This is a genomic window from Streptomyces sp. SID12501, assembly GCF_010550245.1.
Classification (GTDB): Bacteria; Actinomycetota; Actinomycetes; order Streptomycetales; family Streptomycetaceae; genus Streptomyces.
Window position 1 is genome coordinate 131,986 of sequence record NZ_JAAGLU010000009.1, and the last position, 13,102, is coordinate 145,087.

The following is a 13,102-nucleotide window of genomic DNA, read 5'->3' on the forward strand; positions in this document are numbered from 1 at the left end:
CTGCCGCGCCATCGGCCGACCTCGGCCGGTGTTCAGTAGGCCGTGTGAGCGTTCCGATCAGCCGCTGGGAGGCGGTTCCGATCGGGGACCGTCACGTCACTTCGACATGATGAAGTCCAGGGCGAAGCCGGGAGCAGTCGTCCAGTAGGTCACCCGCTGAAAGTCGTTGGCGTACAACGTGTCGACGGGCATGGGGACATCGATCGGCTTGCCCGCGGGGCTGCCGGTCTCACGACCCTGGAGGCTGAGGGTGATGCTCTTCGCCTCGTACTCGTCCATGGGGCCGTTGACGAGCAGTGCGGCATATGCCTCCTTACCCGGAGCGAGGGTGACGGGCACGCCCGGGGTCGCGTCGCTCTCCTTGATCACGGGGGCTGTGGTCCGACCGTTGCCAAGCCGCACGAGAGGGTAGCGGTAGAGGTTGCACTTCCTGTCGCCGGCGTTCTGGACGGTGAGGAGGAGGTGCCTGGCGTCCTTGCTGTCTGCGGGCTCCGTCACGGCGGACACCCCGAGGTCCTTCTGGGAGCAGGCGGCGATGGTGCCCTTGGCGCCGCTGCCGCCCGAGCGGTGCGTCACCGCGGCATCGGCGGCCTTCCCGCTGATCGTCTGCGGCCCGGTGGTGGAGGCCTGTCCCGACACACCACACCCAACAGCCAGGACGAGACCTGCGGCCACGGCCACATGGTGGACCGCAAGGGACTTCATGTTCATTTGCTTGTTCCTTTTCTGATCGGTACGAGTCGGCCGCTTCAGCCGGTGCGACAACCACAGCGTCGGGTGCCCCGTGGGGCTGGGACAACGGCTGCCCTCAACCTGCAACGGTGGGACGATCCCACCCCCGCCGACCTGCGGGGACGAGGAAGCCTGGGATGTCTGTCCGGGATGGGAAGCCCCCTGGGACCGGCGTCCGGACGCCCGGGGGACTCGATCCGCCCCCGCCGCCTCGGCCTTCGAGTGAGCGGGGCAGCCGGCCGGCGGCGCGGAAGGCGGCGCCCCAGGGCCGCTGGTGAGGGTGGTCCCGAGGAGAGGGATGGCGCAACCCTGCAACCATCCCGGCCTTATTGACGTGCAGGTATGGGGAGTGCCCGGGATGCCGTCCCGGATCTGGACATGACGGGACGGCACAGGCCGACGGATGGATGCGAGTACGGACCACATGGATGCAATCCACGACGACGTAGCGGAGTTCGCGCTGCTGCTGACGCGTCTGAAGGACCGCACGGACCGCAGCTACGCGGCACTGGCCCGCCGTCTGGGCCTGAATGCCTCCACGCTGCACCGCTACTGCGCCGGTGAGACGGTTCCCATGGAGTTCACCCGGATCGAGCGGTTCGCCGCACTCTGCGGAGCCTCCCCCGAGGAACGCGTGGAGTTGCACCGCCGGTGGATCCTGGCAGTCGCGGCACGGCAACGGCCACGCCCATCCGATGCCCGGCGGGCACCGACGCCCCACGACACCACGAGCACCGTGGCGCCGTCCGCATCCGCGAGCCACAGCAGCCATGCGGACAAGGCACCCGAGTCGGCCTCACCGGCCGACCGGCGGCCCCATGCCGGGCGCCCCCGACGACGGCCCCTGCGATCGACAGCGCTGGCGGCCTCGCTCGCCATCGCGCTCGCCGGCCTCACCACGTCCGCTGCCGGTCCCTCCTCCGGTGGCGGAGGGTCGTCGGCGAGCGCCGGCACGGTCCCACCGCAGGCCCCGCTCACCTGGACGGCCAACTCCCAGCTCTGGCAGGACGAATGCGACCACAACTACGTCATCGCCAAGCCACCGCAGGAGGTCCCACCGCCGCCGGCCCCGGCAGACGCCGCGGTGTGGGCCGCATCCCAGGGGGCGGTGCACGGGCGCACCACCAATCTGCGGATCTCGGTGCAGGGACGTGACTCCGCCGCAGTCGTCCTGGAGGCACTGCATGTGCGCGTGGTAAATCACACCACCCCCGCCTCCCGCCGGGGCATCGCCTACTCCACGTATGAAGGCTGCGGCGCCATCCTCGTCCCCCGTTACTTCTCCGTGAACCTCGACGCGCGCCGACCCCTGGCCCGTTCGATGCCCGGCAACGACCCGGACCGGCCGGCCCCCGCGATCGGCTTCCCCTACCAGGTGTCCCTGCGGGAGCCGGAGGTCCTGCTGCTCGCCGCGCGCACCGAGTCCTGCACCTGCGACTGGTATCTCGAACTCGACTGGTCCTCACAGGGTCGAACCGGCTCGGTGCGCATCGACGACCACGGCCGCCCGTTCCGCACCACCAGCATCAAGGGGCTACCGCAGTACTGGTACCGCGCCCCCCATGGCTGGGTCCCCATGACCGGCGGCTGACGAGGCAACAGGCCGCGCAGCCCGTCCGACAGGTCGAGAGGGAGTTGCTGTCCCAGGGTTACGAGGTACGGGAGGTGCGCGACGCACCCGACCGCCCCGGCCGGGAGTTCGTGTTCGTGGCACGGCGGCCTGCCTGACGGACAGCGTGGCGCGCCCTCATCTTCCCCGCACCCCTCGAGCAACCCGGTCCCCCACCCTCACCCGGGGCCCGTTCCCCACGCGTCCCCAACTCCGTTTCGGATGCACCGCGTTCGTCAGCAGCACCACGAACGTGTCCGTGGCCCGGTCCAGGACCAGGGACGTACCCGTGAAGCCCGTGTGGCCGGCCGCGCCCCGCCCCGCCAACTCCCCCATGAACCAAGGCTGGTCGATGGCGAAGCCCAGACCCGGCGGGGTCAGCAGCAGTTCCACGTGGTCCGGGCCGAGGATGCGTGCCGGGCCGTACGCGCCGCCCGCCAGCAGGCAGCGGCAGAAGACCGCCAGGTCGTGGGCCGTGGAGAACAGGCCGGCGTGGCCCGTCACCCCGCCCAGCGCCCACGCGTTCTCGTCGTGGACCTCGCCCCGCACCATCCCCCGTTCCGCCTTGGCCCACGGCCTGCGCTGGTCCTCGGTCGCCGCCGCGTCGGGGCAGGGGCCGAAGTCGGTCGCCGTCATCCCGAGGGGGCGGGTGATGCCGTCGCGGATCAGGACGTCCAGGGTGCGTCCCGTGACGCGCTCCAGGACGTACTGGAGGAGCAGCATGTTCAGGTCGGAGTAGGCGTAGTGGCCCGGCTCGGACGACGGCGCCTCCGCCCGTAGCAGTGCTCGGCGGGCCGCGTCGTCCGGGCAGTCGTACAGCGGGAGTTCGGGGCGCAGGCCCGAGGTGTGGGTGAGTAACTGTCGTACGGTGATGCCGTGTTGGGCCGCCGCCGTGAAGTCCGGCAGGTACGCGGCCACCCGGGCGTCCATGCCCAGTGTGCCGCGCTCCAGTTGCTGCACCGCCGCCACCGCCGTGAACAGCTTCGTGAGGGAGGCGAGGTCGAAGGGCGTCGACGTCGTTGCCGGGATCCGTGCCGCCGCCGGGAGTTCCACTCCCGCGTCCGTGCGCTCGTCGTACGAGGCGTACCGCACCGCCCAGCCCGCCGCCGCCTCCACCGCGATCACCGGGCCGCGCCCGACGATCACGACCGCGGCCGGGGCCCAGGGGCGCTCGCCGGTGGTGAGGGTGCGTACCTCTCGTGCGAGGTGACGCATCTCCTCGGGGTCCAGGCCGGCCCGTTCCGGGGTGTCGGCGCGCAGTCTGGGTACGGCGCTCAGCTCTCCACTCCCTCCAGGGTCGTACGTCTGTTCCAAGGACGGCACAGTCCCACGAAGCAGCCGACCGCCACCAGTGCCGCCACCAGTTGGACGACCGCCATCGGGACGGCGGTGTGCTCGCCGGCGATGCCCACCAGCGGGGAGGCGACCGCGCCGATCAGGAAGGAGGTGGTGCCCAGAAGAGCGGACGCGGCGCCCGCCGAGTGGCGCGTACGCATCAGGGCGAGGGTCTGGGTGTTGGGCATCGCCAGGCCCATCGCCGACATCAGCACGAAGAGCGCGGTGGCCACCGGGAACAGGCCCGCCTCGCCGAACACGCCCGTCGACATCAGCAGCAGCGCCGTCGCCGACAGGGTGATCACCGCCAGGCCCACAGCCAGCACCTTGTCCATCGACACCCGGCCGACCAGGATCCTGCCGTTGATCTGGCCGACGATCACCAGCCCGACCGAGTTGACGCCGAACAGCAGGCTGAACGTCTGCGGGGAGGCGCCGTAGATCTCCTGGATCACGAAGGGGGACGCGGCGATGTACGCGAACAGGGCCGCGAAGGCGAAGCCGCCCGCCAGGACGTACCCGGTGAAGACCCGGTCCGCGAGGAGGACGCGCATGGAGTGGAGCGCCTCACCGACTCCGCCGGCGTGACGGTCGGCCGGGTCGAGGGTCTCGGGGAGGCGGAACCAGACCAGCACCGCGAGTGCGATCCCGACCACCGTGAGGACGGCGAACACGCCCCGCCAGTCCGTCACGCGCAGGATCTGGCCGCCGATGAGCGGCGCGACGATCGGGGCGACGCCCGAGATCAGCATGAGGCTGGAGAAGAAGCGGGCCATGGCCACGCCGTCGTACAGGTCCCGTACGACCGCCCGGGCGATGACTATCCCGGCCGAGCCCGCCAGTCCCTGGAGCAGCCGGAAGGCGACCAGGAACTCCAGGCTGGGCGCGAGGGCGCACAGGACGGTGGCCACGACATACACCACCAGGCCGGCCAGCAGGGGGCGTCGGCGGCCCCATCGGTCGCTCATCGGGCCGATCAGGAGCTGGCCGAGGGCCATGCCCGCCAGACAGGCGGTCAGGGTCAGCTGGACGCTCGCGGCGGACGCGTGCAGGGAGGTCGTGACCTCGGGGAGGGACGGGAGGTACATGTCCATCGCCAGCGGGGGTGTCGCCGTCAGCCCGCCGAGCATGAAGGTGACGAGGAGGCCGGTGCGGCGGAGGGAGCGGGCGGAGCCGGGTATGTCCTTCCGTATCTCTACCGCTGCCGCTGCCGCTGCCAGTGCCACTGTCTCCGCCGCCGGCTCTGTCTGCCCCGCTGTCTGTGCCGCCGGCTCTGTCTTTGCCGCTGGTCCTGCCCCTGTGTCCGTCTCCGCCTGGGGACGCTTCCCGTCCCGCGTGGTTTGGCCACGCTCGGGCATACGCCCTCCCTTTTCGAGTAATCCGCCACCTATGCTCTCAGCTCGTACAGGCGGTTCGTACATTCCGTTCGTACAGGATGTTCGAGGTAACAAAGGTCACGGGACTAGGGGCTGGCATGTCGGCTGAGCGCGTGCGGTGGGGAATTCTGGCTACGGGAGGGATCGCGGCGGCGTTCGCGGCGGATCTGGTGGATCTGCCGGACGCGGAGCTCGTGGCGGTCGCCTCACGGACGGAGGCCTCCGCGAAGGCGTTCGCGGAACGTTTCGGCATCCCCCGGGCCTACGGCGACTGGGCGTCGCTGGCCGAGGACGCCGACGTGGACGTGGTGTACGTCGCCACTCCGCACGCGGCGCACCGAGCCGCCGCGGGCCTGTGTCTGGAGGCCGGGCGGAACGTGCTGTGCGAGAAGGCGTTCACGCTGAACGTGCGGGAGGCGGAGGAACTCGTCGCGCTGGCGAGGGAGCGCGGCACCTTCCTGATGGAGGGCATGTGGACGTACTGCAACCCGGTCATCCGGCGGCTGAAGGCGCTGGTCGACGATGGTGCGATCGGGGATGTACGGACCGTTCAGGCCGACTTCGGGCTTGAGGGACCCTTCCCGCCCTCGCACCGGCTGCGGGACCCGGCGCAGGGCGGCGGGGCGCTGCTCGACCTGGGCGTCTACCCGGTGTCGTTCGCTCATCTGCTGCTCGGGGAGCCCGACGGCATCTCAGCGAGAGCGGTGCTCTCCGAGGAGAACGTCGATCTCCAGACGGGAGCACTGCTCTCCTGGGAGAGCGGTGCTCTCGCCTCGGTGCACTGCTCCATCGTCGGCGGTACGTCCACCAGCGCGTCGGTGACCGGTTCCAAGGGCCGGATCGACGTTCCCGGCGGGTTCTTCTTCGCGGACCGGTTCGTGCTGCACCGTGACGGCCGCGACCCCGAGGAGTTCGTCGCCGCCCCCGACCACGGCGCCCGCAACAGCTTCCGGCACGAGGCCACCGAGGTGATGCGCGCTCTGCGGGCCGGCGAGACCGAGTCCCCGCTCGTCCCGCTCGACGGCACGCTCGCCGTGATGCGGACGATGGACACCATCCGCGAGCAGATCGGCGTCCGCTACCCCGGCGAGGCCCGCGCGTGAGCGAGGGGAAGATCGCGGTCGTGACCGGTGCCGGTTCCGGTATCGGGCGCGCGGTCGCCCTCGAACTGCTCGGCGCGGGCTGGTCGGTGGCGCTCACGGGCCGCCGTACCGAACGCCTGGAGGAGACGGCGGCGCTCGCACCCGAGGGCCTCCCGTCCGAGGGCGCACACAAGGGCGCCTGTCTCGTCGTACGCGCCGACGTGGCCCGACCCGACGACGTGGCCGCCCTGTTCGCGGCCGTGCGTGAGCGGTTCGGGCGGCTCGACCTGCTGTTCAACAACGCGGGGACGTTCGGTCCTGGCGGGGTGGCGGTGGAGGATCTGGCGTACGAGGCCTGGCGGCACGTCGTGGACACCAACCTCAACGGGGCGTTCCTGTGCGCGCAGGCGGCGTACCGGCAGATGAAGGAGCAGGATCCGCAGGGCGGCCGGATCATCAACAACGGTTCGATCTCCGCGCACACGCCCCGGCCGAACTCGGCGCCGTACACCGCGACCAAGCACGCGCTGACGGGGCTGACGAAGGCGCTGGCGCTGGACGGGCGGCCGTACCGTATCGCGGTCTCCCAGATCGACATCGGGAACGCGGCGACGGACATGACCGCGCGCATGCAAACGGGCGCCCTGCAGGCGAACGGTGAGATGGCGCCGGAGCCCGTCATGGACGTGGCGGACGTGGCACGCACCGTGCGTCACATGGCGGAGCTGCCACTGGAGGCGAACGTTCAGTTCGCGACGGTTCTGGCGACCGCGATGCCCTATGTGGGACGGGGTTGAGGCGGCCTCGCGCACGCATTCGAAGACTCAACCTGCACAAGTGGAATTGATTGCTCCGTAGCGTTCGGTCCGGTCGCAGGCATATGCTCAACACGCCTTCTCCACCGGAGCTTCACACTTGATGCTCCGGGGTTCCGGTAACACACAACGGACCATGCCGAGGGGTGGGAAGACGACAGCCGCTCCATGACACATCCGGGTGGGGGTGGACCTCGCGTGGGACCGCGAGGTACGCACCGGGTCATGGAGCGGCTGTCGCGTGCTCCGGCACACGAACATCACAGGCCGCACCACGGGCAGCGCCAACAGCCACGCGACGCGCCTTAATTGTTCGTGATTGTTTCGGTCCCGCTTTCTCAGCCCGCACACATCGTTTACCCAGTTCTCCACAAAGGTTCCTCCTTAGCTTGTGACAGCGCCCACAGTGGGCGCCGTCCGCAGCTGGGCGCCCATGAACCTTTGAGGAACGGGATGTTTGGCATCTATCTCAAGCGTGAGCTGAGCCGGCGCAAGAAGGCCGCTCTGGTCATCGCCATGGGTCTGGCGCTCGGTATCGCGCTGGTCATCACCGTCAACTCGGTGTCGGCCGGCATGCAGCAGGCACAGGAGAAGGTCCTCCAGTCGCTGTACGGCCTCGGCACCGACATGACCGTCACCAAGGCCAGATCGGCCCCGACCGGCACCCAGTCGGGCCGGCCGAGTTTCGACTTCGACGCCAGCTCGAACGACTCGACCGAGACGCAGAGCAGCGACCGCGTGACGACCCAGGGCGGACAGACCCTGAAGTCGGCGCTGGTCACCAAGGTCGCCGCCCAGAAGGGCGTGGCGACCGCGGTCGGCGCGCTGAGCCTCAACGTCACCAAGGTCGACGGCTCCTTCACCCAGGGCAAGGCGAAGACCGACACCTCGTCGTCGTCTTCGTCGTCGTCCTCCGGCCAGGGTGGTCCCGGCGGCGGCCAGGGCAACAACTCCGGCAGCACCGCCCCGCCCGAGATCCAGGGCGGCGGCGCCTCGTTCGACGTCAACTCGTACTCCGTCACAGGCGTCGACGTGACGAACCAGGCGCTCGGCCCGCTCGCCACCACGACGATCACCAGCGGCAAGACGTTCACGACGGCGCAGGCCAACGCGAAGGTCGCGGTGCTCAGCAAGTCGTACGCCAAGGAGAACAAGTACACGGTCGGCAAGACCGTCACGATCTCCGGTACGAAGTACACGGTCATCGGCATCGCGACGCCCGAGAGCAGCGAGGCCACTACCGACGTCTACCTGCCGCTCAAGCAGGCGCAGACGCTCGGCGACTCCGCGAACCTGGTCTCCACGATCTACGTCCAGGCGACCGACTCTAAGCAGATCGACACCGTCAAGTCGACGATCCAGAAGAACATCTCGGGTACGACCGTCACGACCTCCGCCGACCTCGCGGAGACCGTCTCCGGTTCCCTCTCCACTGCCTCGAACCTCGCGACCAGCGTCGGCAAGTGGCTGTCCATCGCGGTGCTCGCGGCGGCGTTCCTGGTGGCCGCGCTGCTCACGTCCTCGTCCGTGTCCCGCCGGGTGCGGGAGTTCGGCACGCTGAAGGCGCTGGGCTGGCCCTCCCGCAGGGTGACCCGGCAGGTCGTCGGCGAGTCCATCGTGAACGGTCTGCTCGGCGGCGCGCTCGGCATCGGCATCGGCCTGGCGGCGGCGTACGCGGTGACCACGTACAGCCCCAAACTGACCGCACAGCTCGGCAACACCGGCGGCGGCGGCGGCATGGGTGGCGGCCCCGGCGGTGGCGGCGGCCCGGGTCAGCAGTCGGCGGCCAACACGATGGAGATCGCGCTGTCGGCGCCCGTCTCCCTCACCACCATCGCGCTCGCGGCGGGCCTCGCCATCACCGGCGGTCTGATCGCCGGGGCGATGGGCGGCTGGCGGGCCTCCCGGATGCGGCCCGCGGACGCGCTGCGCAGCGTGGCGTAGACCCCCCTGGTTCCCCTTCCAGCTCCACCGTCCCCCTGCCCCAATTCCCGTACGTCACGGAGTCGTTCATGTACAAACTCACCGGTGTCACCAAGAGATACTCGCGGGGCAAGGAGACGGTGGAGGCGCTGCGCGGCATCGACCTCGTCATCGAGGACGGCGACCAGCTCGTCATCCAGGGCCCCACCGGCGGCGGCAAGTCCACCCTCCTGCAGATGATCGGCGGCCTGGACCGGCCGACCGAGGGCAGCGTCGAGCTGGACGGTGTCGACCTCGGCGCCATCAGCGAGGCCAAGCTGACCCGGCTGCGCGCCGAGAAGATCGGCATCATCTTCCAGTCGTTCAACCTCATCCCGACGCTGACCGCGCAGGAGAACGTCGAGACGGCCCTCGTACCGCTCGGTGTGAAGGCCGCCGAGCGGCGCGAGCGGGCGGCCGAGGCACTGCGCTCGGTCGGTCTCGGCGACCGCCTGAGCCACGCGCCGGCCGAGTTGTCCGGCGGTCAGCAGCAGCGGGTCGCCATCGCCCGCGCCCTGGTGAAGAAGCCGAAGGTACTCCTCGCGGACGAGCCCACCGGCAACCTCGACGAGGGCACGCGCGACGACATCATGGCGCTGCTCGAAGGGCTGTGGCACGAGTACGGGCTGACCTTCATCCTGGTCACCCATGACTCGTCGATCGCCCGGCGCGCAACCCGCGTGGCGACCATCAAGGCGGGCCAGCTGACGGTCACGGACCAGGACCAGTACGTCAGTTGATCGCCTGCTCACCTGATCACCCGGTCGTCTGACACATGACGGCCCGTGGGCCGTTCACCGCCCGAGCAGTTGGTCGATCTCGGCCAACTGCCCTGCGGTGAGCGGCCCTTTCGCGATCGCGCCGGCGTTCTCCTCGGCCTGCGCGACAGACCGGAAACCGGGGATGGGGACGGTACGGGGGCTGCGCGCCCACAGCCAGCCGAGGGCGCCCTGCGCGAGCGTACGGCCGCCGCTGGTGAGGACGGAGCGGAGCGCGTCCACGTGCGTCAGCCAGTCCGGGTCGGCGCCCGCACCGGCCGTGAAGCCCGGCAGCCAGGTGGGCGGCGCGTTACGGATGTCCCCCGCTTCGAGCGCCTGCCCGGCGGTCCGCTTCCCCGTGAGCAGCCCCATGGCGAGCGGACTCCGGTTGATGCTGGCGAGCTCCAACTCCTCACAGAGGGCGAGCATTTCGGGCGCGTCCTGGATGATGTTGAGACGGTGCTGTACGGCGGCGCAGTGCGGCCCCTGGGCGAAGAGGGCTGCGCGGGCCGGGTCGTCGGTGCTCCAGGCGTAGGTACGGATGAGCCCTTCGGCGACCAACTCCTCGCACACCTCCCGGAGTTGAGCAGCCGCGTCCAAGTCGCCCTCGGACAGGTGCAGTTGGTACAGGTCGACGTAGTCGGTGCCGAGGCGGGCGAGGGAGGCGGTGAGGGCGCGGCGGATGTACGCGGGGCTGTCGTCCTGGCCGTCCGCGATCCGCGTCCGCTCGTCGAAGAGGTTGCCCCACTTGGTGGCGACCACGACATCCGTACGGTGCTTGCCGAGGGCCCTGCCGAGGACGCGCTCGCTGTGTCCGGTGCCGTACACGTCGGCCGTGTCGAAGAAGGTGACGCCCAGGTCGAGGGCGCGCCGGACCGCCCGTACCGACTCGTCGTCGTCGACCTTGCCCCAGCCCAGGGGCTGCCCGTCCGGGGCGCCCCACTCTCCGCCGATGGCCCAGCAGCCGAAGCCGAGGGGGCTGACCTCGATGCCGCTGCGGCCCAGGGTCCGGTTCGCGAAGGCCTGGGTGGTGCCTGTGCCGTTCGTGCTGTCCGTGCTGTCCGTGGTCTCCATGGATAAGGACACTAGGAGTTGGAGCCCACTTCAGCACAAGGGGACGTACCTGCGACTCCTGCGAGTGTCAGGCCTGGCCCGTCTCGAAGCGGAGGATGCGGCCGTCGTCGACGGTGAAGCTCCACTTGGTGCGCATCTCGCCCCAGGTGTCGTTGCTGTAGTTGGCGACGAGGACGTGGCCTCCCCGTGACTCGTTGTCGACCTCCATGTGCCCGTGGGAGGAGAAGATCTCGCGCTCGGTCCAGTCGGCGACGTCACGGTCCGAGCCGTCGTCGGACATGGTCGCGTCGGGCGCCAGGACGGCCTGGAAGGCCTCGCGGTCGTGCGCGTTCACGGCGTTGACGAAGGCCCGGACGGCCGGGTCGCTGAGCTTGGCGGTCTGAATCGTCATGCCGGTCACACTGGCACCGCGCCCGGGCACCCGCCACCCGAACGGCAGGCATGGACGGCCCCCGCAGGTGCGGTGGACGCGATCGGTGCGACGGTGGAGGCATGACCTGTGACGACCGATGCAACCGTTACGACCGGCGTGATCTGGGTCTCCTGTTGCTCCGGCTGGGGACGGGCGGGGTGCTGGCGGCGCACGGCGCGCAGAAGCTTTTCGGGTGGTTCGGCGGGCACGGCCTCGAAGGCACCGGCGCCTTCATGGAGTCCGTCGGCTTCGCTCCCGGGAAGGCCAGCGCCGCGGCGTCGGGCCTCGCGGAGACGGGCGGCGGTGCGCTGCTCGTACTGGGCCTGGCGACTCCGGCGGCCGGCGCCGCGGCAGCGGGCGCGATGGCGGGCGCCACCGCCGTGCACGCGCCCAACGGATTCTTCAACACGGGCGGCGGCTACGAGTACGCCGCCACCCTCGGCCTGGCCGCGGCGGGCCTCGCGGTGACGGGCCCGGGCCGGCTCTCCCTGGACCACGCGCTGGGCCACGTACTCGACCGAGGCTGGATGGTCCCGGCCGCCCTCGCCGGAACGGCCGCGGTCACGGCGGTGGTCGTGGGGGCGCGGAACCGGCGGGTGCGGGAGCGTCAACAGGGCACGCAGGACGCGCTGTTCGAGTAGTAGAGGAGTAGGGGGCGCAGAGGCGCAGGGCGCAGGGCGTGGGGCGTAGGGAGTAGAGGACCAGGCGGATTCGGGGGGTGTCGGGGTCGCGTGGGAGGCTTCTCCCATGGCCGATGACGACGTCTGGGCAGTGATCGACGACCTCTGGACCTGGCTCGACGCCAACCAGACTCATCCCGACCGCGAGTCCCTGCTCCTGCGCATGCTGAAGCTGACCGAGGAGGTCGGCGAGGTCGCCCAGGCGGTCATCGGCGCGACCGGCCAGAACCCGCGCAAGGGCACCAGCCACACGTGGGACGACGTCCGGTCGGAGCTGTGCGACGTCGTCATCACGGCGATGGTGGCCCTGCGCACCCTGACCCCGGACGCCCGGGAGGTCTTCACGACCCACCTGGAAGGAGTCAGGGAACGCTCGCTGGGCCCCGCGTCATGACCGGCTCATGACCGGCACGATGCCTTGCGGCACCCAAAGGACAGGCGAACGGGCACGAGTTGATGTCCGCGCGCCTTGTTCGATTACCCGTTCGGTCAGATGTAGCCTTCGCGCAAGGCATAGGCCACGGCATGCGCCCGGTTGCGCAGATGCAGTCGGGTGGTGAGTCCATGCATCACGTTCTTGACCGTGCGCTCGGAGTAGGACAGCTTGCCGGCGATCTCCCCCGTGTCGAGCCCCTCGGCGACGAGGCGCAGGACATCGACCTCGCGCGGCGCGAGGCCCGAGGTGGGGGCACCGGGCTGGCCGGCCGCCGTGCGGTGCAGTGTGCCCACCTGGCTGATGAGCCGGCCGAGCAGGTCGGAGGGCAGGTCGCCGTCGCCCCGGGCGGCCGCGAGTACGGCCTGCGCAAGCCGGTGTCCGGTGGCCTCGTGGCGCCAGACGATGGCTCCGACGCCGCACTCGATGACGTCCAGGAGTTCGTTCTCCCGCAGCACGCCCACCACGAGAACGGCCTTGGCGCCCTCGCTCCGGACGAGTCGGCGCAGTCTGGACAGCGTTGTCTCGTCGAGGATCTCACTGACCAGCAGGGCAACGACGCCGGGCCCGCTGTCGGATTCCTCCCGGAGTTCGACCACCGGGTGCTGCCGCAGCTGGCTGACCGCGCCCGCACGGGAGATCGGGTCGGCCGCGTGCACGGCCACGGGTACACGGCGGCCGGCTTCGGGCGGCCCGGTACTGGCCCTCGTGCCGGCCACGGCCCCCGTGCCGGGGCCTGTGGTGCAGAGTGTGGTGCGCAAGAACTGCCCCCAGGGTCAGGTGCCGCCACCTTCGAGGGGTCGGTGGCCGACGTACACAGCCCAGACTTCTGTG

The 13,102-nt window shown here is 70.4% G+C and carries 13 protein-coding genes and 1 pseudogene; 8 read left to right on the forward strand and 6 right to left on the reverse strand.

What is annotated here, in order from left to right:
• Positions 1–96 precede the first annotated feature (96 nt).
• A complete protein-coding gene (locus G3I71_RS12885; protein WP_164314146.1) occupies positions 97–711 on the reverse strand; it encodes a DUF4232 domain-containing protein in 615 nt (204 codons plus the stop codon).
• Between the two features lie 445 nt (positions 712–1,156).
• Here G3I71_RS12885 and G3I71_RS12890 point away from each other — a divergent pair, with 445 nt between their 5' ends.
• Complete coding sequence (locus tag G3I71_RS12890) at positions 1,157–2,323, forward strand: helix-turn-helix transcriptional regulator (protein WP_164314147.1); 1,167 nt, start codon at positions 1,157–1,159, stop codon at positions 2,321–2,323.
• A 29-nt stretch (positions 2,324–2,352) separates the two neighbouring features.
• A pseudogene (locus G3I71_RS51065) lies at positions 2,353–2,460 on the forward strand (SAM-dependent methyltransferase); the annotation flags it as partial.
• A gap of 19 nt (positions 2,461–2,479) precedes the next feature.
• Here G3I71_RS51065 and G3I71_RS12895 read toward each other — a convergent pair.
• Both G3I71_RS12895 and G3I71_RS12900 read right to left on the reverse strand, forming a co-directional pair.
• Complete coding sequence (locus G3I71_RS12895) at positions 2,480–3,655, reverse strand: serine hydrolase (protein WP_164314148.1); 1,176 nt, start codon at positions 3,653–3,655, stop codon at positions 2,480–2,482.
• The gene (locus tag G3I71_RS12900; RefSeq protein WP_239149118.1) at positions 3,616–5,034 is read right to left on the reverse strand and encodes a multidrug effflux MFS transporter; all 1,419 of its coding nucleotides are present in this window, start codon (positions 5,032–5,034) and stop codon (positions 3,616–3,618) included. Before G3I71_RS12900 ends, G3I71_RS12895 begins: the two co-directional genes overlap by 40 nt.
• 116 nt (positions 5,035–5,150) lie before the next feature.
• On the opposite strand from G3I71_RS12900, the gene G3I71_RS12905 reads away from it, so the two are divergent.
• The 4 genes from G3I71_RS12905 (at position 5,151) to G3I71_RS12920 (ending at position 9,651) form a co-directional block, all read left to right on the forward strand.
• Positions 5,151–6,155: a Gfo/Idh/MocA family protein gene (locus G3I71_RS12905; protein WP_164314149.1), complete on the forward strand. Its 1,005-nt coding sequence runs from the start codon at positions 5,151–5,153 to the stop codon at positions 6,153–6,155.
• A complete protein-coding gene (locus G3I71_RS12910; RefSeq protein ID WP_164314150.1) occupies positions 6,152–6,931 on the forward strand; it encodes an SDR family oxidoreductase in 780 nt (259 codons plus the stop codon). Before G3I71_RS12905 ends, G3I71_RS12910 begins: the two co-directional genes overlap by 4 nt.
• Before the next feature lie 471 nt (positions 6,932–7,402).
• Positions 7,403–8,893 carry an ABC transporter permease gene (locus G3I71_RS12915; RefSeq protein WP_164314151.1) on the forward strand — a complete coding sequence of 497 codons (1,491 nt, stop codon included), beginning with the start codon at positions 7,403–7,405 and terminating at the stop codon, positions 8,891–8,893.
• 68 nt (positions 8,894–8,961) lie between these two features.
• A complete protein-coding gene (locus G3I71_RS12920; protein WP_164314152.1) occupies positions 8,962–9,651 on the forward strand; it encodes an ABC transporter ATP-binding protein in 690 nt (229 codons plus the stop codon).
• Positions 9,652–9,705: 54 nt separating this feature from the next.
• On the opposite strand, the gene G3I71_RS12925 is transcribed toward G3I71_RS12920, so the two are convergent.
• Positions 9,706–10,743, reverse strand: a complete 1,038-nt coding sequence (locus tag G3I71_RS12925) for an aldo/keto reductase (RefSeq protein WP_164314153.1) — start codon at positions 10,741–10,743, stop codon at positions 9,706–9,708.
• A gap of 67 nt (positions 10,744–10,810) precedes the next feature.
• Positions 10,811–11,134, reverse strand: coding sequence for a nuclear transport factor 2 family protein (locus G3I71_RS12930; protein WP_164314154.1), 324 nt, complete (start codon positions 11,132–11,134; stop codon positions 10,811–10,813).
• A gap of 101 nt (positions 11,135–11,235) precedes the next feature.
• On the opposite strand from G3I71_RS12930, the gene G3I71_RS12935 reads away from it, so the two are divergent.
• Positions 11,236–11,796 carry a DoxX family membrane protein gene (locus tag G3I71_RS12935; protein WP_164314155.1) on the forward strand — a complete coding sequence of 187 codons (561 nt, stop codon included), beginning with the start codon at positions 11,236–11,238 and terminating at the stop codon, positions 11,794–11,796.
• A gap of 106 nt (positions 11,797–11,902) precedes the next feature.
• On the forward strand, positions 11,903–12,229 hold the full coding sequence (locus G3I71_RS12940) for a MazG-like family protein (protein WP_164314156.1): 327 nt from the start codon (positions 11,903–11,905) through the stop codon (positions 12,227–12,229).
• 95 nt (positions 12,230–12,324) lie between these two features.
• Here the strand turns inward: G3I71_RS12940 and G3I71_RS12945 are convergent, their stop codons facing one another.
• Complete coding sequence (locus tag G3I71_RS12945; protein WP_164314393.1) at positions 12,325–12,987, reverse strand: response regulator transcription factor; 663 nt, start codon at positions 12,985–12,987, stop codon at positions 12,325–12,327.
• Positions 12,988–13,102 lie beyond the last annotated feature (115 nt).

Coding starts and splice junctions, on each gene's coding strand:
- G3I71_RS12890 (WP_164314147.1), top strand. CDS start 1,157: ATGGATGCAATCCACGACGACGTAGCGGAGTTCGCGCTGCTGCTGACG.
- G3I71_RS12920 (WP_164314152.1), top strand. CDS start 8,962: ATGTACAAACTCACCGGTGTCACCAAGAGATACTCGCGGGGCAAGGAG.
- G3I71_RS12930 (WP_164314154.1), bottom strand. CDS start 11,134: ATGACGATTCAGACCGCCAAGCTCAGCGACCCGGCCGTCCGGGCCTTC.
- G3I71_RS12915 (WP_164314151.1), top strand. CDS start 7,403: ATGTTTGGCATCTATCTCAAGCGTGAGCTGAGCCGGCGCAAGAAGGCC.
- G3I71_RS12925 (WP_164314153.1), bottom strand. CDS start 10,743: ATGGAGACCACGGACAGCACGGACAGCACGAACGGCACAGGCACCACC.
- G3I71_RS12940 (WP_164314156.1), top strand. CDS start 11,903: ATGGCCGATGACGACGTCTGGGCAGTGATCGACGACCTCTGGACCTGG.
- G3I71_RS12905 (WP_164314149.1), top strand. CDS start 5,151: ATGTCGGCTGAGCGCGTGCGGTGGGGAATTCTGGCTACGGGAGGGATC.
- G3I71_RS12935 (WP_164314155.1), top strand. CDS start 11,236: ATGACCTGTGACGACCGATGCAACCGTTACGACCGGCGTGATCTGGGT.
- G3I71_RS12900 (WP_239149118.1), bottom strand. CDS start 5,034: ATGCCCGAGCGTGGCCAAACCACGCGGGACGGGAAGCGTCCCCAGGCG.
- G3I71_RS12885 (WP_164314146.1), bottom strand. CDS start 711: ATGAACATGAAGTCCCTTGCGGTCCACCATGTGGCCGTGGCCGCAGGT.